Origin of the sequence: Micromonospora sp. GCM10011541 (assembly GCF_042650725.1) — a bacterium.
GTDB lineage: Bacteria > Actinomycetota > Actinomycetes > Mycobacteriales > Micromonosporaceae > Micromonospora > Micromonospora sicca.
Genome location: NZ_JBHSBP010000018.1, coordinates 20,612 through 43,429, shown reverse-complemented (window position 1 = coordinate 43,429; position 22,818 = coordinate 20,612). Strand labels below are relative to the sequence as shown.

General features: G+C 72.2%; 18 protein-coding genes. 12 read left to right on the top strand and 6 right to left on the bottom strand.

Going from position 1 to position 22,818, the window contains the following annotated elements; all coding sequences use genetic code 11:
- The first annotated feature begins 8 nt into the window (after positions 1–8).
- Positions 9–1,139, top strand: a complete 1,131-nt coding sequence (locus ACFOYX_RS08725) for a sigma-E factor regulatory protein RseB domain-containing protein (protein WP_322442721.1) — start codon at positions 9–11, stop codon at positions 1,137–1,139.
- Between the two features lie 473 nt (positions 1,140–1,612).
- Positions 1,613–3,832: an AAA family ATPase gene (locus ACFOYX_RS08720; protein WP_322442739.1), complete on the top strand. Its 2,220-nt coding sequence runs from the start codon at positions 1,613–1,615 to the stop codon at positions 3,830–3,832.
- Between the two features lie 103 nt (positions 3,833–3,935).
- Here the strand turns inward: ACFOYX_RS08720 and ACFOYX_RS08715 are convergent, their stop codons facing one another.
- Positions 3,936–4,358 (bottom strand): hypothetical protein, encoded by a 423-nt coding sequence (locus tag ACFOYX_RS08715; RefSeq protein ID WP_109801831.1) that lies wholly within the window; start codon positions 4,356–4,358, stop codon positions 3,936–3,938.
- Between the two features lie 185 nt (positions 4,359–4,543).
- On the opposite strand from ACFOYX_RS08715, the gene ACFOYX_RS08710 reads away from it, so the two are divergent.
- Together ACFOYX_RS08710 and ACFOYX_RS08705 are read left to right on the top strand one after the other, a co-directional pair.
- Positions 4,544–6,586 (top strand): glycerophosphodiester phosphodiesterase family protein, encoded by a 2,043-nt coding sequence (locus tag ACFOYX_RS08710; protein WP_322442722.1) that lies wholly within the window; start codon positions 4,544–4,546, stop codon positions 6,584–6,586.
- Between the two features lie 170 nt (positions 6,587–6,756).
- Positions 6,757–7,134, top strand: coding sequence for a hypothetical protein (locus tag ACFOYX_RS08705; protein ID WP_109801823.1), 378 nt, complete (start codon positions 6,757–6,759; stop codon positions 7,132–7,134).
- A gap of 70 nt (positions 7,135–7,204) precedes the next feature.
- On the opposite strand, the gene ACFOYX_RS08700 is transcribed toward ACFOYX_RS08705, so the two are convergent.
- From ACFOYX_RS08700 to ACFOYX_RS08680, 5 genes are all read right to left on the bottom strand, one after another.
- Entirely contained in the window at positions 7,205–8,152 is a 948-nt protein-coding gene (locus ACFOYX_RS08700; protein WP_109801822.1) for a sporulation protein, read from the bottom strand.
- Positions 8,153–8,248: 96 nt separating this feature from the next.
- Entirely contained in the window at positions 8,249–9,025 is a 777-nt protein-coding gene (locus tag ACFOYX_RS08695; protein ID WP_238453612.1) for a DeoR/GlpR family DNA-binding transcription regulator, read from the bottom strand.
- A gap of 15 nt (positions 9,026–9,040) precedes the next feature.
- Positions 9,041–10,378, bottom strand: coding sequence for a transposase (locus tag ACFOYX_RS08690; protein WP_322442723.1), 1,338 nt, complete (start codon positions 10,376–10,378; stop codon positions 9,041–9,043).
- A gap of 74 nt (positions 10,379–10,452) precedes the next feature.
- Positions 10,453–10,653, bottom strand: a complete 201-nt coding sequence (locus ACFOYX_RS08685; RefSeq protein ID WP_322442724.1) for a hypothetical protein — start codon at positions 10,651–10,653, stop codon at positions 10,453–10,455.
- 421 nt (positions 10,654–11,074) lie between these two features.
- Positions 11,075–13,141: a beta-galactosidase gene (locus ACFOYX_RS08680; RefSeq protein ID WP_322442725.1), complete on the bottom strand. Its 2,067-nt coding sequence runs from the start codon at positions 13,139–13,141 to the stop codon at positions 11,075–11,077.
- 279 nt (positions 13,142–13,420) lie between these two features.
- On the opposite strand from ACFOYX_RS08680, the gene ACFOYX_RS08675 reads away from it, so the two are divergent.
- The 8 genes from ACFOYX_RS08675 to ACFOYX_RS08640 all read left to right on the top strand — a co-directional run bounded on the left by ACFOYX_RS08675 (position 13,421) and on the right by ACFOYX_RS08640 (position 22,738).
- Positions 13,421–14,752 (top strand): ABC transporter substrate-binding protein, encoded by a 1,332-nt coding sequence (locus ACFOYX_RS08675; protein WP_322442726.1) that lies wholly within the window; start codon positions 13,421–13,423, stop codon positions 14,750–14,752.
- Between the two features lie 20 nt (positions 14,753–14,772).
- Positions 14,773–15,729, top strand: a complete 957-nt coding sequence (locus tag ACFOYX_RS08670) for a carbohydrate ABC transporter permease (RefSeq protein ID WP_109801818.1) — start codon at positions 14,773–14,775, stop codon at positions 15,727–15,729.
- Positions 15,726–16,637: a carbohydrate ABC transporter permease gene (locus ACFOYX_RS08665; protein ID WP_322442727.1), complete on the top strand. Its 912-nt coding sequence runs from the start codon at positions 15,726–15,728 to the stop codon at positions 16,635–16,637. The genes ACFOYX_RS08670 and ACFOYX_RS08665 overlap by 4 nt, the downstream gene beginning before the upstream one ends.
- Positions 16,634–18,856: an alpha-galactosidase gene (locus ACFOYX_RS08660; RefSeq protein ID WP_322442728.1), complete on the top strand. Its 2,223-nt coding sequence runs from the start codon at positions 16,634–16,636 to the stop codon at positions 18,854–18,856. Before ACFOYX_RS08665 ends, ACFOYX_RS08660 begins: the two co-directional genes overlap by 4 nt.
- A gap of 126 nt (positions 18,857–18,982) precedes the next feature.
- On the top strand, positions 18,983–19,375 hold the full coding sequence (locus tag ACFOYX_RS08655) for a YciI family protein (protein WP_322442740.1): 393 nt from the start codon (positions 18,983–18,985) through the stop codon (positions 19,373–19,375).
- Between the two features lie 69 nt (positions 19,376–19,444).
- Positions 19,445–20,668: an RNA polymerase sigma factor gene (locus tag ACFOYX_RS08650; RefSeq protein ID WP_377533869.1), complete on the top strand. Its 1,224-nt coding sequence runs from the start codon at positions 19,445–19,447 to the stop codon at positions 20,666–20,668.
- Positions 20,669–20,885: 217 nt separating this feature from the next.
- Entirely contained in the window at positions 20,886–21,848 is a 963-nt protein-coding gene (locus tag ACFOYX_RS08645; RefSeq protein WP_322442729.1) for a TIGR03557 family F420-dependent LLM class oxidoreductase, read from the top strand.
- Entirely contained in the window at positions 21,845–22,738 is an 894-nt protein-coding gene (locus ACFOYX_RS08640; protein WP_322442730.1) for an alpha/beta hydrolase, read from the top strand. The genes ACFOYX_RS08645 and ACFOYX_RS08640 overlap by 4 nt, the downstream gene beginning before the upstream one ends.
- The last annotated feature ends 80 nt before the right edge of the window (positions 22,739–22,818 follow it).

Sequence of the window (22,818 nt, the reverse complement as noted above, 5' to 3'; positions counted from 1 at the left end):
TAGCCACCATGTCCGTACTGAAGAACCGCGCCGTGCTGCGCTGGCTGGTCCCGGTGACCGCGGGGGTCGCCGTGATCGGTGGCGGAGCGGCCGTCGGCACGTTCGCCGCCGACGCCGACCCGGCGCTGCCGCCGCGCACCGCGGCCCAGCTCCTGGTCGACCTGCAGACGTCCCGCCTCGACGGGCTCTCCGGCACCGTGGTGCAGCGGGCCGACCTGGGCCTGCCCGCGCTGGCCAACCTCGCCGGCCTGGCCGGCGGGAACGAGCTGACCACCCTGCTGACCGGAACCCACACCCTGCGGGTCTGGTACTCCGGCGAGGAGCGGCAGCGGATCGCGCTGCTCGACACCCTCGGCGAACGGGACCTGATCCGCGACGGCCGGGACGTCTGGTCCTGGGACAGCCGGACCAACAGCGCCACGCACCGCGTCCTGCCGCAGGACCGCACCGCGCCGGCCTCCCTGCCGGCCACCCCGGCCGAAGCGGCCGGCCAGGCGCTCGCGGCGGTCGACCCGACCACCGCGGTCACCGTCGGCCGGTCCGCCCGGGTCGCCGGCCGCGACGCGTACGAGCTGGTGCTCACCCCGCGCGACGCCGACTCCCTGGTACATCAGGTGCGGATCGCCCTCGACGCGAAGGAGCACGTGCCGCTGCGGTTCGAGGTGCTCGCCGACGGCGCCGACAAGCCGGCCTTCGAGGTCGCGTTCACCCAGATCGACTTCAACCGGCCGGAGGCGGACCAGTTCCGGTTCAACCCGCCGCCGGGGGTGACCGTGAAGGAGGAGCCGGCCGACAAGGCCCTGCCGGGTGGGAAGGCCGCGCCGGACGGCAGGACCGGCCACCGGCCGGACGGCACGGACGTGCGTACCGTCGGCACGGGCTGGACCACGGTGCTGGTCGCGCGGCTCGACGCGGCCGGCCCGGCCGGCGGCGCGAAGGCCGGCGGCGCCAAGGCGGGCGACGCGGCGGGCGCGGACCAGGCGGCGGGACTGCTCGCGGCGGTGCCGAAGGTGAGCGGCGACTGGGGCAGCGGCCGGCTGCTCACCGGGAAGCTGTTCAGCGTGCTGCTCACCGACGACGGCCGGGTGCTGGCCGGCCTGGTCACCCCGGAGCGGCTCTATCAGGCGGCGCGAAGCTGATCTGACGGATCGGGGGCCCGGACGGCGATGCCGTCCGGGCCCCCTGGCGTGCGGCTTGCGCTCCTGCTCACCCTGGTGCGGTTTGTCATTCCGGCCAGCGAGTCAGGTTCCCTTGCGCGCGTCGTGGACCGCATTTGGCCGGTTCAACGATCGCTTCCTCACCTGCGGGGACTTCCGGTCGCCGGCGATGACGTGCCGAAGAACTGCACCGAAGTCCCCCGTCGCTAGGTGATTGGTCGACTGGCATCACGCGACGGCGCGGCGGTGTGACGTGGGCGCGGGCGCGGGCGGCCGGGCAGGCTTGGTCCGGCGGCCTGCCGCGCGGTATCTTTCTCAGTTCAAACACAAAAAGGAATGGCGCGAGACGCCATTCCTGTGCCGATTTTAGCCCATGAGGAGCCGGCTTGTCAACGCACTCCACCGGTGAGCTGCACCAGGACGACGAGATCGGCCGGGAGCAGGAGTACGTCTCGATGCTCTACGGCCGGCTGGACGGCATGCGGGACCAGGCCGCCCGCCGGCTCGCCGAGGAACTGCGCGCCACCGGCGGCACGTTGCAGGCCCGCTCGCAGCGCGACTCGGCGGTCCAGATGTACGCCGACCAGGTCGAGCAGTTCTCGGCGGTGGAGAACGGCCTCTGCTTCGGCCGCCTCGACGGCGACGACGGCGCGGCCCGCTACATCGGCCGGATCGGCATCTTCGACACCGGCGGCGACTACGACCCGCTGCTGATGGACTGGCGGGCCCCCGCGGCCCGGGCCTTCTACCTGGCCACCGCCGCGAACCCGCAGGGCGTACGCCGGCGGCGGCACCTGCGCACCCGGCAGCGGAAGGTGACCGGGCTCAACGACGAGGTGCTCGACCTCGCCACCGCCTCCCCCACCGCCCACGAGGAGCTGACCGGCGAGGCGTCGCTGCTCGCCGCGCTCAACGCCGGCCGGACCGGCCGGATGCGCGACATCGTGGAGACCATCCAGGCCGAGCAGGACCGGATCATCCGCGCCGACCTGCCCGGGGTCCTGGTGGTGCAGGGCGGCCCGGGCACCGGCAAGACGGCGGTCGCGCTGCACCGGGCGGCGTACCTGCTCTACACCCACCGGCAGCCGCTCGCCACCCGGGGCGTGCTGCTGGTCGGGCCGAACGCCACCTTCCTGCGCTACATCTCCCAGGTGCTCCCGGCGCTGGCCGAGACGGGCGTGCTGCTGCGTACCCAGGCCGACCTCTTCCCCGGCGTGAGCGCCCGGCGGACCGAGCCGGCGGAGACCGCGGCGCTCAAGGGCCGCGTGGAGATGACCGAGGTGCTCGCCGCCGCCGTCCGGGACCGGCAGTGGGTGCCCGACGAGCCGCTGGAGATCGAACTGCCGCAGCGGGAGATCCTCACCCTCGACCCCGGGACGGTCCGCGCGGCACGGGAGCGGGCCCGCCGCGCCGGCCGCCCGCACAACCTGGCCCGGGCGCTCTTCGACGTCGAGATCGTGCACGCGCTCGCCGCCCAGGTCGCCGAGCGGATCGGCGCCGACCCGCTGGGCGGGGAGAACCTGCTGTCCGAGGCCGACCTGGCCGAGATCCGCCGCGAGCTGCGCGAGGAACCGGAGGTACGGGCCGCGTTGGACGAGCTCTGGCCGGTGCTCACTCCGCAGCGGCTGCTCGCCGACCTGTACGCCGCGCCCGAGCGGATCGCCGCCGCCGCGCCGATGCTCACCGAGGCGGAGCGGGCGTCGCTGCACCGGGAGCCGGGCGGCTGGACCCCGGCCGACGTGCCGCTGCTCGACGAGGCGGCCGAGCTGCTGGGCGAGGACGAGCGCGCCGCGGCGGCCCGCCGGGAGCGGATCCGCTCCCTGGAACGGGAGTACGCCGAGGGCGTTCTCGAGATCGCCCGCGGCTCCCGCTCCATCGACGTCGAGGACGAGGCGGACGGCGGCGAGATCCTCGGCGTCACCGACCTGATCGACGCCGACCGGCTGCTGGAACGGCAGGAGGAGTCCGAACGGCTGACCACCGCGCAGCGGGCCGCCGCCGACCGGAGCTGGGCGTTCGGGCACGTCATCGTCGACGAGGCACAGGAGCTGTCCCCGATGGCCTGGCGGCTGCTGATGCGCCGCTGCCCGAGCCGATCGATGACGATCGTCGGGGACGTGGCCCAGACCGGCGCCCTGTCCGGCACCCCGTCCTGGCGGGAGGCGCTCGAACCGTACGTGGCGCGGCGGTGGCGGCTGGAGGAGCTGACCGTCAGCTATCGCACGCCCGCCGAGATCATGGCGGTCGCCGCCGACGTGCTCGCCGAGATCGACCCGGCGCTGCGCCCACCCCGCTCGGTCCGCGCCAGCGGCATCCCGCCGTGGGACCGTACGGTCCACGCGGACCGGCTCGCCGCCGAACTGGTCGAGGTGACCGCGCGGGAGGCGGCCGGGCTGGACGACGGGCGGCTCGGCGTGATCGTGCCGAGCGGTCGGGTCGACGAGCTGGGCGCCGCCGTCACCGCCGCCCTGCCCGAGGCCGCGGTCGGCGAGCAGCCGGAGCTGGAGAACCGGGTGGTGGTGCTGACCGTCGGGCAGGCCAAGGGGCTGGAGTTCGACTCGGTGCTGGTGGTGGACCCGGAGCGGATCGTGGCCGAGTCGCCGCGCGGGCACAGCGACCTGTACGTCGCGCTCACCCGGGCCACCCAGCGCCTGGGCATCCTCCGCGCCGCCTGACCGGCCCCCGTCCCGACACCGTGGCCTGGTCGGTGCGCGATCCATCCGGTGGTGGCCTCCCGCGGTCGGGAGGCCACCACCGGCACGTCGGAACGTGCTCCGGTCAACCCGGGTTGGCTCCCTCGTCGGTGAAGTTGCCGACCTGGGCGGCGGTGCTCGATTCGTCACTGGTGGAGCCGCCGGAAGGGGTGCTCATCCCGCCGGTCCCGGCACCCCCGGTCGTGGTCGGGGCGACCTTGCCCGGGTGCCGCTCCGGCTGCCGCGCCAGCCGTCGGGCGCTGGCCGGGCCGGCCGTGCCACCGGTCGTGGTGATCGCGCCCTGCCCCCGGGTCGGGCCGCCGTCCCGCAGCACGGTGGGGTCGACCGGGGCGTGCGCCGGGTCGTCGGGGTCCTCGTCCTGGATGACCCGCAGCACGTCGGTCTGCGGCACGGTGACCTCGTCGAGCGCGCCCTCGCCGTACACGCCCCCGGCGACCCGTTCCTCGGCCCGGCGGGCGGCTTCCTGCCGCATGTCGTCCTCACGCACGTCAACCACCTCGCAGCTGTCTCGGATCGTTCTGCGTGCCCGTCGACCGGCCGGACAAACCCCGGACGCGGGTCGTCCCCCGGGGTTCACCGGGACGACTCCCGCCGCTCGCCCGCCCGCCGTCCCGGCTGCCCATGCTGACCGGCGGGTTGGCGGGAACCGCCCGCCCCCGAAGGGAAGACAGCGTGCGAGTCGTACGCCGTACCGCCATCGCCGCCCTGGTGGCGGCGACCGTGACCACCGGCCTCCCGGCCCCCGCCGAGGCAAGCCCGCGGCCGGACCGGACCTTCGACCTGCAGGCCCACCGCGGTGGCCTCGGGCTGCGGGTGGAGAACACCCTCGCCTCGTTCGGCAACGCCCTCCAGCTCGGGGTGAGCACCCTCGAACTGGACGTACAGATCACCTCCGACGGGCAGGCCGTGGTCACCCACGACCGGAAGATCACCGGCGCCAAGTGCGCCGACACCGCACCGGTGACCCCGGGCGACCCGGAGTTCCCGTACGTCGGCAAGTACGTCAACACGCTCACTCTGGCCCAGCTGCGCACTCTGGACTGCGGATCGAAGACCCTGCCCGACAAGCCCGGCCAGCTCGCCGTGCCCGGTGCCCGGATGCCGCTGCTGAGCGAGGTCCTCGCGCTGGTCAAGCGCTACCACGCGGATGACGTGAAGCTCAACGTGGAGACCAAGGTGGAGGCCGGCGCGCCGACCGAGACCGCGCCGCGCGAGCAGTTCGTGCAGGTCACCGCCCGGGAGATCCGCAACTCCGGGCTGCTCAAGCAGGTCACCATCCAGAGCTTCGACTGGGGCGCGCTGATCCGGATGCGCCAGGTCGAGCCCCGGCTGCCCCTGGTGGCCCTGACCAACTACGACTTCCTCCAGGTGGGTGAGCCCGGCGCCTCGCCGTGGCTCGGCGGGCTGGACATCGACGACTTCGGCGGGGACCCGATCGCGGCGATCCGCAGCTTCGGCGCGTCCGCGTTCTCCCCGGTGCACGGCTTCCCGCAGGACGGCAGGGTGACCGACCCCGGCTACCGCCCGTACGTGACGAAGGAGATGGTGGCGCACGCGCACCGCAACGGGATCAAGGTGATCCCGTGGACGGTGGACGACGTGCCGACCATGGCGAAGCTGATCGACGACGGCGTGGACGGCCTCATCACCGACTACCCCGACCGGCTGCGCGACCTGCTCGCCGCGCGCGGCTACCGACTGCCGAAGGCGTACGCGTCGCCGTTCGACATCCAGGCCCACCGCGGCGGCCGGTCCACCCGACCGGAGAACACCCTGCCCGCGTTCGCGCACGCGCTGGAGAACCGGGCCATCTCGACGCTGGAACTCGACACCGGGGTGACCGCCGACGGGCACCTGGTGGTGCTGCACGACCGGACGATCAACGGCTCGCACTGCGTCGACACCGCCCCGGCGCGAGCCGGTGACCCGAAGTACCCGTACGTGGGCAAGCTGGTGCACGAGCTGACCCTTTCCCAGATCAAGACGATCGACTGCGGGTCGAAGACGCTGGCCGAGTTCCCCGCCCAGGTGGCCGTGCCGGGCGCCCGGATCCCCACCCTCGACGAGGTCTTCGCGCTGGTGCGGGCGAGCGGGCGGGACGACGTGCGGATGAACATCGAGACGAAGCTCAGCCCGTTGGTGGCGGACACCGAGCCGTACCCGAGCTTCACCCGCAAGCTGGTCGACGCGATCGAGGCGGCGGGCTTCACCCGGCGCGCCACCATCCAGTCCTTCGACTGGCGCACCATCCGGTACGCCCACCGGCTGAACCCGCGCATCGACACGGTCGCCCTGGTCTGGCAGTACGGCGCGGCCGAGTGCGCCGGCCTCGCCGACGAGTGCTCGCTGCGCGCGGTCTACGACGACTCGTCGGTCAGGAGCCCGTGGACCGCGGGCCTGGACTGGTGGCAGCACCAGGACCTGGGCGAGCTGGTCCGGCGGTCGGGCGCGACCACGGTGTCGGCGAACTGGCAGGTGCACGACCCGGCGCAGGGCACGGTGCCGTCGGCCGACTGGTACCTGCGGCAGAACCCGGCATACTTCCACGGACCGGACGTCCGCGCCCTCCAGGGTCGGTACGGGCTGACCGTGGTGCCGTACACCGTCGACGACGCGGCGGTGATGCAGCGGGTCATCGACCTCGGCGTGGACGGGATCATCACCGACGACCCGGAACTGCTGATCTCCGTCGCCATCCGCAACGGCCTGCGCTGAGCGGACGGCCCCGGCGGGGCGGCATTCGACCACCGGTCGGTGTTACCTCGCCGGGGCGACGGGTAGACGGGCGGTGCCCGCGCCATGAACGCGAACCGTGCCGTGGCCGAAACGCGGTAGCGGGGCGAGGGAGTGCAGGGAACGACTCATCGCATCCTGAGGAGGACCAGATGAGCACGCAGGCTGCATCCACCAGGCCGATGAACCGGCCGGTGCAGGAAGCGCAGAACCGCGGCGCCATGCAGGAGGCGCCGACACGTCCGATGCCGATGGCGCAGGACGGACACCGGCAGCCGATGGGGGCACCGGGCACCGAGACCAAGCCGTCGTTCGCGACGACCGAATTCTGGGTCTACCTGGCGTCCGTCGCGGCTGTGCTGGTGGCGTCCTATCTGGTCGGCAAGAACTCGGTCGGGGTGGACATCTTCCGTGCCCCGCAGGCGTGGTTCTTCATCACCCTGCTGACCATCGGCTACCTGGGTAGCCGCGGTCTGGCCAAGGCCGGCAGCAACTTCCGCAGCGGCGAGGAGCGCAAGGCCCGACACTGACCGACGAGATCAACACCTGAGTACGACGGTGGCCCCGGGAAACCTCCCGGGGCCACCGTCGTCGGTCGTCCTACTCGAAGTCCCCGCCGAAGTCACCGAAGTCGCCCTCGAAGGCGTCCCCGATCAGCTCACCGGCGACCAGGCCGCCGGCCACGCCGAGCGCGGTGCCCGCGACCAGCCCGCCCATCCCGTGACCCCGGCCGTGGCCGTGGGACGCGCCGAAGCCCTGGGCGCGCAGGTTGCCGTACCGGGAGGTGGTCTCGCGCAGCCAGCCGTCGACCACCTGGACCCAGTCGGTCCGGTCGGCGTCGGTGTGCGGGACGGCGTACCGGCCGACCACGTCGTGGCCGGCGCTGAGGAAGCCGCCGCGCTTGTCGCACTCCAGAATCACCTCGACGCCCCGCTGGCTGGTCACGAAGGTCAGCTCGACCTCGGTGACGGTCCGGGCGTACTGCGGCGCGGCGAAGAACTCGATCTCCTGGTAGAACGGCAGCGTCTGCTGCACACCGCGGATGTGGCCGCGTTCCAGGTCGGCGTGCTTGAAGCGGAAACCGAGCGCCTGGAAGGCGTCGAGGATCCGCTCATGGATCGGCAGCGGGTGCACCGCCACATGGTCCAGATCGCTCTTGTCCACCGCGCGAGCCACCGCCAGCTCGGTACGCAGCCCCATCGTCATGCCGTGCAGGCGCTGGCCGTACACGTCGGTGACCGGAGTCTCCCACGGCACCGGCAGCTGGAACGGGATGGCGAGCTGCTGCTTCGGGGCCAGCTCCAGCGGCCCGCTCACCGCCATCCGGTGGAACTCCATGATGCCGGCGTACTCGGAGTCGCCGCCCTCGATCTCGACCCGGGTGACCAGGCCGACGGTGATCTGCTCGATGCTGGCCGGCGCGTCCCCGCCGACGAGGTTGACGTGCCCGTCGAGGGTGAGCCCGGGTCGGGTGTTCGGGTTGGTCAGCACGGTGTCGACGCTGGGGCCGCCCACGCCGAACGCGCTCAACATCTTCTTGAAGACCATCGGTCACTCCCGCGGAACGGCGTTCCACCGTGGAACGTCGGAGCCATTGCTCAGGGCACCCTAACGCGAGCCCCTGTGAAGTGCCTGTGAACGCGGTCAGGCGGCGTCGACGACGATCAGCTCGCCGACCTGCTCGCCGATCTGGCGGCGCCCCTCCGGGGGCAGCTTCGCATCGGTGACCAACACGTCGGCGTCCTCCAGCGGGGCGATGGTGGCGATGCCGATGGTCTCCCACTTGGTGTGGTCGGCGAGCACCACCAGCCGGCGGGCGGAGCTGATCAGCCGGCGGTTGACCGCCGCCTCCAGCAGGTTTGGGGTGGTGAATCCCGTTCGTGGGCTCATCCCGTGCACGCCGAGGAAGAGCAGGTCGACGTTGAGGGCGGCGATCGCCGCCTCGGCCACCGGCCCGGTCAGCGCGTCCGACGGGGTACGGATGCCGCCGGTCAGCACCACGGTCTGGTCGGCGCGCGGGTTCTGGTAGAGCGCGTCGGCGACCGGGATCGAGTTGGTCACCACGGTCAGCCCGCGGACGTCGGCCAGCTTCGCGGCGAGGGCGGCGGTGGTGGTGCCGGCGGACAGCGCGATCGCCATGCCCGGCTCGACCATGGCAGCGGCCCGGTCGGCAATGGCCTGCTTCTCGGCCTGCTGGCGGATCGACTTCGCGGCGAAGCCGGGTTCCTCGGCGGAACCCGGACCGGCCAGGGTCGCCCCGCCGTGGACCTTGTCGACCAGCCCCCGCTCGGCGAGCACCTCCAGGTCCCGCCGGATCGTCATGTCGGACACCCCGAAGCGGCTGACCAGGTGGCTGACCCGGACGCCGCCGCGCTGGCGGATCAGCTCCAGGATGGCGCTCTGCCGTTGCTGGGCGAGCATCGGACCTGCTTCCTACTAGTTGCTCATTGCTGAGCGGTTCGGATGATTCGCTCTCCGCTCGGCGGTGGCCGGGCTGGAGTCCTGGACCGGCAGTCTGGTCCGGCGGCGATCGGTCCTGTCCTGCAGGATCTGCCTCACCACATGGTGCGGGGTGTGCAGGGCGATGTCGGGGTCGCCGGCTCGCTGCAGGATGTTGATCGCGGCGTTCACGTCGGCCTGCCACACCACCCCGCACGCAGTGCAGTGAAGCCGGTCCCCGCTGCGTCGGCCGAGGCCGCCGCAGCGGTGACAGGCTTGTGAGGTGTAGGCGGCGTTGACGTGCACGAGCGCAGAACCTCTGCGCTCCGACACGTTGGTCAGCGCCTCGGCGGTGACTCCTTTGGTCCACGCGGCGAGGCGCCGGTTGATGTTGTTGCCGAGCGTGGTGCGCCCGGCGAAGGTCTTGGTGAGGTCCTCGGCGACCACGGTGGCGGCCTTGTCGACGACCCGGTGCACGGCGGTGAAGATCTCCGTGCGCACCCGCGCGCGGTGCCGGGCGGCTTGCCGGTCCCGCTTGACCGTGCCGAGATTGTTGGCCGTGATCCGGCGCGCTTTCGCGTGGTCACCACGACCGGCGGCGCTATTCGCAATCGAGCGCAGCTTCGCCCGGCGCCGGTTGCGTTGCTTCAACCGGTCCGACTCGCTGGTCAGCAGTTCGCCGAGCCGAACACCGTGGCGCTCGCTGTCGGAGTCGGTCAGGGCTTCGGTGTAGCCCTTGTCGACGCCGATCGTCCGGTCGCCGCACGGCCGCTGCGACGACCGCATCTGCGATGCGTCGGTCTGGTAGTGCACCTCGACCCGGCCACCGCGCAGGATCAGCCGCAGCGTGCCCATCGGGGCGACGGTCGTGGACAGCGGGATTCTGACCATCTGGCGGCGTTGGAGACCCGGAACCGCCAGCCACAACTGGCCGCGCCCGTCGGTGGCGGTGTTGTGCTGATCGGCGCGCACAACGATCTGATCGTGCGTGCGGTTCTGGCCACGCTTCCAGTGCTTGCGCATCTGTCGAGCTAGGAAGGGGTCGCCGGCCCACCGGTCGGCCTTCAGCGCGGTCAGCAGCCGCCTGCGCTCGGCCGGATCCCCGGCGCGCCGGGAGATCGCCCGGCGCACCTCGACCTTGGCCGACGCCAGGTTCGCCGCGATGTCCGCCGTCGCATCGCGGACGGTTTCCTTCCACGCATTCGCCAGCACGCCGAAACGGACGTGCGTGCCGTCGGCCAACCACCGGTCCCGCACCTGCCGGTCCCTCAACCCGGACCCGACACCCGCGATCGAGCCGTACCGCTGCCACACCTCGCCGCGAACCTGACCCAAACGGCGAGCCTGCTCCAGCAAAGCCGCGTACTTACCCGGGTTCAGGCCTGTCGAGTAAGCAATCCGGGTGATCTTCACCGGTCACCCTCCACGGTCAGGTCCGCCCCGTCGAGTTCCTCCTTGGCGACGACGATCTCACAGCCGCCGCGCACCGCCACGGGCCCGCAGGAAATCGAAGCCGAACCGGACCAGCCGATCCCTGTGCCCACCACGAGTATCGCGACCTCCTCCCGAGCGCACGCGTCCATCAACGTCAGAAACCTCTCGCCGCGCAAGTTGGTCCCACCGCCAACCTCGCCGCGGCCCACCCGTCCGGGGCGAGGCCGCGAGCCAGACAAACTGCGATATAAGCGCGACCTGCGAGGCCGGGCGGGGTTACTGGCCGGGTGACAAGACCGGGGCACCACCTTCCGCCGCCCGACATCGAAACCCGGCTTGCAGCACCCTGCCCGTGTCGGAATCGTCCAAATACCGCTGCCCCGACGGCAGAAAGCGAGGCTTGATCCGGCCCTCCGCCTCCCACCGACGCATCATGCTCACCGAGCCCACCCGCTCGGCGTCCCCGGCCAGTTCTTCCCGACCCCGCGAAATCCATCGACCCGATGGATGCCAACCACAACAAACGAGCAAAATAGGTGTGTAAAGGAAGTCGACAACTCATCACTCCTCCTTCGGGCGCGGGTACGGCATGCGGGGTCAGGCAGCCTCGACCGTCCGGCCCAACACCGGATCGCCGGGCTGCGCCCCGCTCGGCGCCTGCTGCTCGGCGGCGCGCTCCGACACCTCGCGGACCACCGCCACATCGCCGGCCGAGACGACCAGCTCGCCGTCGCACCGGCCGCCACCGAGCAGTTCGGCGCCGGTGACCGCCAGCCGGGCGTCGGCGTCGGTGTGGTTGATGACGAACAGCCAGCTCCGGTCGGCGTCGCGGCGGCGGACCACCTCGACGCCGGGGGGCGCGGCCACCGGCGGGCGGGCGCCGGACTCGGTGAGCAGCCGGGCCACGAGACGGTCGGTGTCCGCCTCGTCGAGCCGGGTGCCGACGTACCAGGCGGCGCCGGCGCCGACGGTGTGCCGGGTCAGCGCGGCCACGCCGGGCAGCGGCCCGTCGGTGTACGAGGCGAGCACCTCCGCCCCCTCCGGGTGCAGCCACTCGGTCCACACGTCGGCGGTGGCGCCGTCGTCGAGGGTCACCTGCTCGCCCTCGCGCAGCGGGAAGAACTCCTCGGTGCGGAGGCCGAGCAGTTCCCGGAACGCGCCGGGGTAGCCGCCGAGCCGGATGTGGTCGTGCTCGTCGACGATGCCACTGAAGTAGGTGACCAGCGCGGTCCCGCCGGCCTCGACGTACCGGCGCAGCGCCTCGGCGTCGGCATCGCGGACCAGGTACAGGGTGGGCGCCAGGACCAGCCGGTAGCGGGACAGGTCGGCCGACGGGTGCACCACGTCGGCGGTGACCCCGGCCCGCCAGAGCGCGCCGTGCAGGGCGGCGAGCCGGTCTACATAGGTGACGTCGACGCTCGGATGCGAGTCGAGTTCCGCGCCCCACCAGGCCTCGTAGTCGAACAGGATCGCCACGTCGGCGTCGACCCGGCTGCCGCGTACCTCGGCGAGCGCCTTCAGGTCGGCGCCGAGCCGGCAGACCTCGCGGAACACCTTGGTCTCCGGGCCGGCGTGCGGCACCAGCGCCGAGTGGAACTTCTCGGCGCCGGCGCGGGAGGCCCGCCACTGGAAGAAGAGCACCCCGTCGGCGCCGCGCGCCACGTGCGCGAGGCTGTTGCGGCGCAACTGACCGGGGGTCTTCGCCACGTTGCGCGGCTGCCAGTTGACCGCGCTGGTGGAGTGCTCCATCAGCAGCCACGGGTCACCGCCGGCGACGCCGCGGGTGTGGTCGGCGGCGAGCGCGAGGTTGACCTGCGGCTGCGGGTCGGCGGCGACGAGGTAGTGGTCGTTGGCGACCACGTCCACGTCGGCGGCCCAGGAGTGGTAGTCCAGGTACTTGACGCCGGTGCCGATCATGAAGTTGGTGGTGACCGGCTGCGGGGCCAGCCGGGTGAGCAGCTCCCGCTCGGCGCGGAGCTGGGCCCGCTGCTCGTCGGAGGAGAAGCGCAGGAAGTCCAGCTGCTGGGTGGGGTTGGCGAAGGTGGGCGCGGTGCGCGGCGGGTTGATCTCGGCCCAGTCGTGGTAGCGCTGGCTCCAGAAGGCGGTGCCCCAGGCGGCGTTGAGCGAGGCCAGGTCGCCGTAGCGGTCGCGCAGCCAGCGGCGGAACGCCTCGGCGCTGACGTCGCAGTAGCAGTGCACGTTGTGGCAGCCCAGCTCGTTGGAGACGTGCCACATCACCACCGCCGGGTGCGCGGCGTACCGGCCGGCCACCGCCTCGACCAGGGCGAGCGACCGCTCGCGGAAGACCGGCGAGCTGGGGCAGTAGGCCTGCCGGCCGCCCGGCCAGAGAATCGCCCCGTCGGCCCGGCGGGGCAGCGTCTCCGGGTGCCGGTGGGCCAGCCACGGCGGCGGGCTGGCGGTGGCGGTGGCCAGGTCCACCCGGATCCCCCCGTCGTGCAGCACGTCGAGGGCCCGGTCCAGCCAGCCGAAGTCGAACTCGCCGGGGGCGGGCTCCAGCAAGGCCCAGGAGAAGATGCCGACCGAGACCAGGTTGACCCCGGCCCGGCGCATCAGCGCGACGTCCTCGAGCCAGGTCTGCTCGGGCCACTGCTCCGGGTTGTAGTCCGCGCCGTACCAGATTCCGTCGCCGTGCCAGCTCCGCATGAGAGCAGAGCGTGCACCTCGACGACACCCAAGTCAACACTTTCCAACATCGACGGATTTTCCAACGTTTACCTTGTCCCGGCCGTGTCACGACTGGGTTATCAGTGCCCGTCGACCCTCTTGACAGCGCCGCACGGAGGGGTAGCTTGACGAGCCACCGGCTGTTTGTGTTCGGACATGTGGATTCACGGTGGATCTATCCTGGCCCGCGCGAACACCGATCCCCGCCACCACTCACGGCCCTTGGGCGCAGCGCACCTCTTCCACGCAGGAGGCACAATGTCCCGTCCCAGATCGCAAGCCGAGTACCTCGCCCGACTCGTACCCCCGTCCGTCGCCGGCCTGAACCGCCGCTCGCTGCTGGCCGGCGCGGCCGGCACCGGCGCGCTGCTTGGCACGGGACTGCTCGCCGGCTGCGGCGGCTCCGACTCCGACTCCGGCGCGGGCTCGAAGACGGTCTCGCTCGGCTCGAACGCTTCGGACCCGACGCCGAAGGACGTACTCGCCAAGGTGACGGCGGGCTTCCAGAGCTCGTCCGGGATCCAGGTCGCGGTCAACACCGTCGACCACAACACGTTCCAGGAGAACATCAACAACTACCTGCAGGGCAAGCCGGACGACGTGTTCACCTGGTTCGCCGGCTACCGGATGCGGTTCTTCGCCGCCAAGGGCCTGGCCGGCGACGTCAGCGACGTCTGGGGCAAGCTCTCCGGCTACTCCGACGCCTTCAAGAAGGCCTCGACCGGTGACGACGGCAAGCAGTACTTCGTGCCCATGTCGTACTACCCGTGGGCGGTCTTCTACCGCAAGTCCGTCTGGCAGCAGCACGGCTACCAGGTGCCGAAGACCCTCGACGACCTGAACACGCTCGGCGCGCAGATGAAGAAGGACGGCCTCAACCCGATCGCCTTCGCCGACAAGGACGGCTGGCCGGCGATGGGCACCTTCGACATCCTCAACCTGCGGATCAACGGCTACCAGTTCCACGTCGACCTGATGGCCGGCAAGGAGGCGTGGACCTCCGACAAGGTGAAGAAGGTCTTCGACACCTGGGCCGGGCTGCTGCCGCTGCACCAGCCGGACGCCCTGGGCCGGACCTGGCAGGAGGCCGCCCAGTCGTTGCAGCAGAAGAAGAGCGGCATGTACCTGCTCGGTCTCTTCGTCGCCCAGCAGTTCAACAACGACGAGCAGGACGACATCGACTTCTTCACCTTCCCCGAGGTCGACTCGACCATCGGGGCCAAGGCCCTGGACGCGCCGATCGACGGCTACATGATGGCCCGCAAGCCGAAGTCCGAGGCGAACGCCAAGAAGCTGCTCGAGTACATCGGCGGCGTCGACGCCGCGAACATCACCGTGAAGAACGACCCCGGCACCCTGGTGGCCAACACCGGCGCGGACACCAGCGGCTACACCGCACTGAAGAAGAAGGCCGCGGAACTGGTCGGCTCGGCCACCGAGATCGCGCAGTTCCTCGACCGGGACACGCGGCCGGACTTCGCCTCGACCGTGATCATCCCGGCGTTGCAGCAGTTCATCAAGAACCCGAAGGACATCGGCGGACTGCTGACCAGCGTCGAGAACCAGAAGAAGTCGATCTTCACCAGCTGACGGCGAGAGGGGAGGACATCGTGTCCGACCTGCCCCTGATCCAAGCGGATCGCGCCGTGCCGCCGCCGGCCGCGACCACCTCCACGGGTGGTCGTGGCCGCCGGCTACGGCTCCTGTCCCGCACCGACCGCGTGGTGATCACGCTGATGGTGCTCGTACCCCTGCTGCTCGTCATCGCTCTGGTCTGGCTGCCGGCCCTGGCCACCGTGCTGCTCTCCGGCACTAACTGGGACGGCATCGGGCCGGTGAGCGAGATCGACTGGGTCGGGCTGAAGAACTACGACGACGTGGTGAACATCTACCCGCCGTTCGTGCCCGCGGTGCAGAACAACCTGCTCTGGCTGGCCGCGCTCTTCGTGGTGGCGACGCCGTTCGGCATGTTCCTCGCCGTGCTGCTGGACAAGGAGCTGCGCGGGAGCCGGTTCTACCAGACCGCGCTCTACCTGCCGGTGGTGCTCTCGCTGGCCCTGATCGGGTTCGTCTGGCAGCTCATCTACAGCCGTGACCAGGGTCTGCTCAACGCCGTCCTGGGCACGAGCACCGACTGGTACGGCGATTCGAACGTCAACATCTGGGCGGTGCTCGTCGCCGCCGGCTGGCGGCACGTCGGCTACATCATGCTTCTCTACCTGGCCGGCCTGAAGGGCGTCGACCCGTCGCTGCGGGAGGCCGCAGCGGTGGACGGCTCCTCGGAGGCGAGCACCTTCTTCCGGGTGGTCTTCCCGGTGATGCGGCCGATCAACATCATCGTGCTGGTGGTGACGGTGATCGAGTCGCTGCGCGCGTTCGACCTGGTCTGGGTCATCAACAAGGGTCGCAACGGGCTCGAGCTGATCTCCGCGCTGGTCACCTCCAATGTGGTGGGCGAGGCCAGCCGGATCGGCTTCGGCTCCGCGCTGGCGACCATCATGCTGGTGGTCTCCCTGGTCTTCATCACCCTCTACCTGGCCACCGTGATGAGGGAGGACCGGCGATGAGCACCGCGACCCTGACCCGTGAGTCCGCGGCCACCGCCTCGGCGCCCCGCCGCCGGCCGCTGCGGCCCGCCCGGGTGGTCCTGCACCTCTTCCTGGCCGCGGTCGCTGTCGGCTGGCTCTTCCCGATCCTCTGGGCGGTGCTGACCTCGCTGCGCTCGTACCAGTACACCGCCAGCCACGGGTACGTCTCGTTCGGCGGCTGGACCCTCGACAACTACGTGACCGCCTGGCAGACCGCCGAGTTCGGCAAGCACTTCCTCAACTCGGTCTACATCACCGTCCCGGCCGTGCTGCTGACCCTCTTCCTGGCCTCCTGCGTGGCGTTCGTGATCGCCCGGTTCAGCTGGAAGATCAACATCGTCCTGCTCGGCCTCTTCACCGCGGCGAACCTGCTGCCGCAGCAGGCCCTGCTGATCCCGCTGTTCCGGCTCTTCACCGAGGTGCCGCTGCCGGAGTTCATGAGCGACTCGGAACTGCTGTACGACAGCTACTGGGGGCTGATCCTGGTCAACGTCGCGTTCCAGTGCGGCTTCTGCGTCTTCGTGCTGAGCAACTACATGAAGGCCCTGCCGCACGAGCTGTACGAGGCGGCGATGGTCGACGGGGCGAGCGTCTGGCGGCAGTACTGGCAGGTCACGATGCCGCTGTGCCGGCCGGCCCTGGCCGCGCTCGCCACCCTGGAGGTGACCTGGATCTACAACGAGTTCTTCTGGGCCACCGTGCTGATGCGTAGCGGGGACAAGTTCCCGGTGACCAGCTCGCTGAACAACCTGCGCGGCGAGTTCTTCACCGACAACAACCTCGTCTCGGCCGGCTCGGTGCTGGTCGCCGTCCCCACCCTGGTGATCTTCTTCCTGTTGCAGAAGCAGTTCGTCCGGGGCCTCACTCTGGGAGCCAGCAAGGGATGACCATCGTCCACCTGCGCCGCGCGCGGACCAGCCTGGTGCTCGACGCGCGCGGCCCCGGCCTGCCCCGGGTCGTGCACTGGGGCGCCGACCTGGGCCCGCTCCACGACGACGACCTGGCGGCGCTGGTCGACGCCACCATCCCACCGGTCGTACCGAGCAGCTTCGACGCGCCCACCGTGCTGTCCCTGCTGCCCGAGGCGAGCGCCGGCTGGAGCGGGCGACCGGGTCTCGCCGGCCACCGGAACGGCCGGGACTGGTCGACGGCCTTCCGCCTCGACCGCCTCGACCGGCTCGACGTGGCCGACCCCGGCCCGGACCCGAGCCGCGTGGCGCGGGGCGGCGGCGCGGTGGGCGTACCGGGGAAGGGCGGTGCGCACGACGGGCCCGGCGCCGCGCGGGTGACCGTGCGGGCCTCGGACCCGGGTGCGACGCTGTCGCTGACCATCGAGATCAGCCTGGACCCGCACGGCCTGCTGACGGTCCGGCACCGGCTGCGCAACGACGGCGACGCCCCCTACGAGGTGCGCGAGCTGACCCCGGTGCTGCCGGTGCCGGCGGTCGCCACCGAACTGCTCGACCTGACCGGCCGCTGGTGCCGGGAACGCGCGCCGCAGCGGCACCCGTGGCCGATGGGCGCCTGGGTACGGGAGGGCCGGCACGGGCGGACCGGGCACGACGCGACGCTGCTGCTGGTCGCCGGCACGGCCGGCTTCGGCTTCGGCCACGGCGAGATGTGGGCGGTGCACACCGCGTGGAGCGGCGACCACGTCACCGTCGCCGAACGCCGCCCCACCGGCGAATCCACGCTGGGCGGTGGGGAACTGCTCGCCCCCGGCGAGATCGTGCTCGCCGCCGGCGAGGAGTACGCCACTCCCCTGCTCTACGCCGTCCACTCGACCACCGGGCTGGACGGGCTCAGCGACGTGCTGCACGCCCACCTGCGCGCCCGTCCCGAGCACCCGCACTCCCCCCGGCCGGTCACCCTCAACGTCTGGGAGGCGGTCTACTTCGACCACGACCTGGACCGCCTCAAGGACCTCGCCGACCGGGCCGCCGAGGTGGGCGTGGAACGCTTCGTCCTCGACGACGGCTGGTTCCGGGGCCGCCGGCACGACCGGGCCGGCCTGGGCGACTGGTGGGTCGACGACGACGTCTGGCCGGACGGCCTGCAACCGCTCATCGACCACGTCCGCAAGCACGGGATGCAGTTCGGGCTCTGGGTCGAGCCGGAGATGGTCAACCCCGACTCCGACCTGTTCCGCGCCCACCCGGACTGGCTGCTCCAGGTGCCCGGGCGGCTGCCGCCGGAGTGGCGCCACCAGCAGGTGCTCGACCTGGCCCACCCCGACGCGTACGCCCACCTGCTGTCCCGGTTGGACGCGGTGCTCCGCGAGCACGATGGGATCGCCTACCTGAAGTGGGACCACAACCGGGACCTCACCGAGGCCGGGCACGCCGGCCGGCCCGGGGTGCACGCGCAGACCCTGGCGGTCTACCGGCTGCTGGACGAGCTGCGCGCCCGGCACCCGGGCGTGGAGATCGAGAGCTGCTCCTCCGGCGGCGCCCGGGTCGACCTGGAGATCCTGCGCCGCACCGACCGGGTGTGGGCCAGCGACTGCAACGACGCCCTGGAACGGCTGGCCATCCAGCGCTGGACCGGCCTGCTGCTCCCGCCCGAGCTGATCGGCACCCACATCGGACCGCAGCGTTCGCACACCACCCACCGGGTGCACGAGCTGGGCTTCCGGGCGGTCACCGCGCTCTTCGGCCACCACGGCATCGAGTGGGACATCAGCGGGATCACCGCGACCGAGCGGGCGGAACTCGCCGCCTGGGTGGCGCTGCACAAGCGGCTCCGCCCGCTGCTGCACGGCGGCCGGGTGGTCCGGGTCGACCACCCCGACCCGGCCGTCCAGGCGCACGGCGTGGTCGCCCACGACCGCTCCCACGCGGTGTACGCGGTCTCCCGGCTCACCACCTCCGTGGCGCAGGTGCCGGGGATGGTGCGCCTGCCGGGCCTGGACCCGTCCCGCCGCTATCTGGTCCGCCCGCCGGGCGGGGTGCCGGAACCGGCGCTGTTGCAGCTCAGCCCGCCGGGGTGGCTCGCCTCCGACGACGGGGTGACGCTGAGCGGGTCGGTGCTGGGTTCCGTGGGGCTTCAGCTGCCCGCCCTGCATCCGGAGCAGGCGCTGCTGCTGGAGGCCAGGGCGGTCGAGTGAGGGGTTCCCGACGAAGTTTTTCGGAATCTTCGCCGACGGATGTCGAGAACCGGGGTGGCAGCTTCTACCGGAGGGTGGAAGCACCGAGAATCGGTGCACAGGCGTGAGGAGCGAACCGTGAAGTACATGCTGCTGATGCAGTTCAGCGCCGCCGGGACAGACTTCCCGTCGATCGACACCTGGACGCCGGAGGAGATCCAGGCGCACATCGGGTTCATGCACGAGGTCAACGCGAAGCTCACCGCCGACGGCGAGTGGGTCCAGGCGGAGGGCCTGGGCGGGCCGCAGCAGGCGCGGATCGTCCGGGCCGGCGCCGGCGGCGCGCCGGTGGTGACCGAGGGCCCGTTCGCGGAGACCAAGGAGTTCCTCGCCGGCTGGTGGATCGTCGACTGCGAGACCCCGGAGCGGGCGGTCGAGATCGCCGCGCACATCTCCACCGCGCCCGGTCCGGGCGGCCGGCCGCTGAACATGCCGATCGAGGTGCACCCGGTCATGTCGGCGCCACCGCAGGAGATCTGACGCCTGGACACGCCGGAACCAATCGTCGTCGAGGACCTGCTGCGCGAGCTGGCGCCGCAGGTCCTCGGCGTGCTCACCCGACGGTTCGGTGACTTCGCCACCGCCGAGGACGCGGTGCAGGAGGCGCTGCTCGCCGCGGCGACGCAGTGGCCGGTCGACGGGCTGCCGGACAATCCGCGCGGCTGGCTCGTCCAGGTCGCGTACCGCCGCATGATCGAGCTGGTCCGGGCCGAGGCGGCCCGCCGCGACCGGGAGGACCGCGCCGCCCGGCGGGAGGGCGACGACCGGCGGACCGCGCCGGCCGCGGACGAGCCGCTCATCGCGGACCGGGACGACACCCTGGTCCTGCTCTTCCTCTGCTGCCACCCGTCGCTGTCGACGGCGTCAGCGATCGCGCTGACCCTGCGGGCGGTGGGCGGGCTCAGCACCGCCGAGATCGCCCGCGCCTTCCTCGTCCCCGAGGCCACCATGGCGCAGCGCATCAGCCGTGCCAAGCAGGGCCTCCGCGCCTCGGGACTGCCCTTCCGGATGCCGGACGAGGGTGAGCGGCAGGACCGGCTCGCGACGGTGCTGCACGTGCTCTACCTGATCTTCACGGAGGGGCACACCGCCAGCGGCGGTGCGGACCTGCGCCGGGTGGACCTGTCCGAGGAGGCGATCCGGCTGACCCGGGGCGTGCACGCGCTGCTGCCCGACGACAGCGAGGTGGCCGGGCTGCTCGCGCTGATGCTGCTCACCGACGCCCGGGCCGCGGCCCGGACCGGCCCGTCCGGCGAGCTGATCTCCCTCGCCGACCAGGACCGCAACCGGTGGGACCCGGCCGCGATCGCCGAGGGCACCGCGCTGGTCACCCGGGCGATGGCGCACGGACCGGTCGGGCCGTACCAGCTCCAGGCCGCCATCGCCGCGCTGCACGACGAGGCGCCCACCGCCGCGGCGACCGACTGGCGGCAGATCCTCGCCCTCTACCAGGTGCTGGAGCGCCTCTCCGCCAACCCGGTGGTCTCGCTCAACCGGGCGGTCGCGACCGCGATGGTGCACGGCCCCGCCGCCGGGCTGGCCGCCCTCGACGCGCTGGACGCCGACCCCCGGCTGGCCGGGCACCACCGGCTCGACGCGGCCCGCGCCCACCTGCACGAGATGGCCGGCGACCCGCCCCGGGCGACGGCCCACTACCGGGCCGCGGCCGCGCGGACCACGAGCCTGCCCGAGCAGCGCTACCTGACGATGCGGGCCGCCCGCCTGGCGAGCGGGACGACCGACGGTGAGCCGCCGGCCGGACAGCTGCCCTGACGCGGGTCGACCGGCGCTCCTCGAAGGACATCGCGGGCCGCCACACGGGCGATCATCCCCACCACACGATGTTGCGCCGCTCCCTGACCCGGTCAAGGCGGGACTGTAGGCAGCATCGGCCGTGCGGTAAGACGTCCGGCCGGGCAAGCGGACGCCAGGGTTGACCGCCCGCCGGCGGGGTATCCGGTGACGATCCGCCCGGAAGGAGGGCCACACCATGGTCAAGGTCGGTTACACCCTGATGTGCGAGCAGATCGGCCCGAAGCAGCTGGTCGACCACGCCGTACGCGCCGAGGCGGCCGGCTTCGACCAGCTCGTGATGTCCGACCACTACTACCCGTGGCTGGACTCCCAGGGCCACTCCCCGTACGCCTGGTCGGTGCTCGGGGCCGTCGCGCACGCCACCAACCGGGCCGAGCTGATGTCCTTCGTGACCTGCCCGATCCGCCGCTACCACCCCGCCGTGGTCGCGCAGAAGGCAAGCACCATCGGTGTGCTCTCCGACGGCCGGTTCACCCTCGGCCTCGGCGCCGGGGAGAACCTCAACGAGCACGTGATCGGCGGGTGGCCGCACGTGCAGCAGCGGCACGAGATGTTCGAGGAGGCCCTGCAGATCATCCGGCCCCTGCTCAACGGCGAGACGCTGACCTTCTCCGGCAACCACTTCGACGTCCCCGACGCGTACCTCTGGGACCGGCCGGACCGCCCGGTGCCGATGGCCGTCGCCGCCTCCGGCCGGCAGTCCGCCACCCTCGCCGCCGAGTACGGCAACGGCCTGGTCGCCACCGAGCCCGACCCGCACCTCATCCAGATGTACGACGACGCGGGCGGCGCCGGCCAGCCCCGCTACGGCCAGGTGGCGATCTGCTACGGCCCGGACGAGGCCGAATGCCGCAAGCTCGTGCACGACCAGTTCCGCTGGTTCGGCATGGGCTGGAAGGTCAACGCCGACCTGCCCGGCCCCGAGTCGTTCGCCGCCGCCACCCAGTTCGTCCGCGAGGAGGACGTCGCCGAGGGCATCCCCTGCGGCCCGGACCTGGACAAGCACGTCGCGGCGTTCAAGAAGTTCGTCGACGCCGGCTTCACCCACGTGGCGATCGTGCAGGTGGGCGGCGACACCCAGCCGATGTTCCTGGACTGGGCGCAGGAGCAGCTGCTGCCGCGACTGCGCGAGCTGTGAGCCTGACGCGATCCGGGCCGGCGGGCACCGGGCCGGCGGGCTTCGGGGCGGCGGGCTTCGGGGCGGTGTCCGCGCCGGGGCGGTTCGGCGTGGCCGAGCTGCGGCTCGCGCTGGCGGCGCCCCGGCCCGCCGCCGGCCTGACCAGCGAGTTCCGGCTCGTCGACGGGCTGCGGACGCACACCCGGCGGTCGGCCGACCCGGGCGCCGGCGTGCCGCCCGTGGTGCTGGTGCACGGCCTCGCCGTCTCGCACCGCTACCTCACCCCGCTGGCGCTGACCCTGTCGGCCACCCATCCGGTGTACGTCCCGGACCTGCCCGGCTTCGGGCTGACCGAGCGCCCCGGCACGGCGTACGACGTGTCCCGGCACGCCGCGCACCTGGCCGCCTGGCTCGCCGCGTACGGGCTGGGCCCGGTCTGCCTGCTCGGGCACTCCTTCGGGGCCGAGGTCGCCGCCCGGCTCGCCGCCGACCGGCCCGACCTGGTCCACGCGCTGGTGCTGGCCGGCCCGACCAGCGATCCGGCGGCCCGGTCCCGCCTCGGGCAGTTCGGCCGGTGGCTGGTGGACACCCTGCGGGAGGCCCCGTTGCAGGCCCCGATCCTGCTCCGGGACGTCCGGGACGCCCGCCCGTGGCGGGTGTACGCCTCCCTGACCCACTCGGTGCGCAACGCGATCGAGGCGGACCTGGTCCAGGTCACCGCCCCCACCCTGGTGGTGTTCGGCGACCGGGATCCGGTCGTCCCGCCGGCCTGGCGGCGGCAGGTCGCCCGGCTCGTCCCCGCCGCCCGTACGGTCACCGTGCCGGCCGCCGCGCACAACGTCGCCACCACCGCCCCGGCGCAGGTCGCCGACGCGATCCGCGCCCTGCTGGCGCCCGCGCTGGGAGGCTGAGTCCATGCGTATCGGCAACACGGAGATCCGTCCCCTGGGCGGCGGCCTCGGCTGCCTCCTGATGATCCTCTTCTCGATCG

Bases quoted from the DNA above. Each gene is read 5' to 3' on its own strand.
- ACFOYX_RS08725 (WP_322442721.1), top strand. From the start codon at position 9: ATGTCCGTACTGAAGAACCGCGCCGTGCTGCGCTGGCTGGTCCCGGTG.
- ACFOYX_RS08720 (WP_322442739.1), top strand. From the start codon at position 1,613: ATGCTCTACGGCCGGCTGGACGGCATGCGGGACCAGGCCGCCCGCCGG.
- ACFOYX_RS08705 (WP_109801823.1), top strand. From the start codon at position 6,757: ATGAGCACGCAGGCTGCATCCACCAGGCCGATGAACCGGCCGGTGCAG.
- ACFOYX_RS08700 (WP_109801822.1), bottom strand. From the start codon at position 8,152: ATGGTCTTCAAGAAGATGTTGAGCGCGTTCGGCGTGGGCGGCCCCAGC.
- ACFOYX_RS08695 (WP_238453612.1), bottom strand. From the start codon at position 9,025: ATGCTCGCCCAGCAACGGCAGAGCGCCATCCTGGAGCTGATCCGCCAG.
- ACFOYX_RS08680 (WP_322442725.1), bottom strand. From the start codon at position 13,141: ATGCGGAGCTGGCACGGCGACGGAATCTGGTACGGCGCGGACTACAAC.
- ACFOYX_RS08675 (WP_322442726.1), top strand. From the start codon at position 13,421: ATGTCCCGTCCCAGATCGCAAGCCGAGTACCTCGCCCGACTCGTACCC.
- ACFOYX_RS08665 (WP_322442727.1), top strand. From the start codon at position 15,726: ATGAGCACCGCGACCCTGACCCGTGAGTCCGCGGCCACCGCCTCGGCG.
- ACFOYX_RS08660 (WP_322442728.1), top strand. From the start codon at position 16,634: ATGACCATCGTCCACCTGCGCCGCGCGCGGACCAGCCTGGTGCTCGAC.
- ACFOYX_RS08655 (WP_322442740.1), top strand. From the start codon at position 18,983: ATGCTGCTGATGCAGTTCAGCGCCGCCGGGACAGACTTCCCGTCGATC.
- ACFOYX_RS08645 (WP_322442729.1), top strand. From the start codon at position 20,886: ATGGTCAAGGTCGGTTACACCCTGATGTGCGAGCAGATCGGCCCGAAG.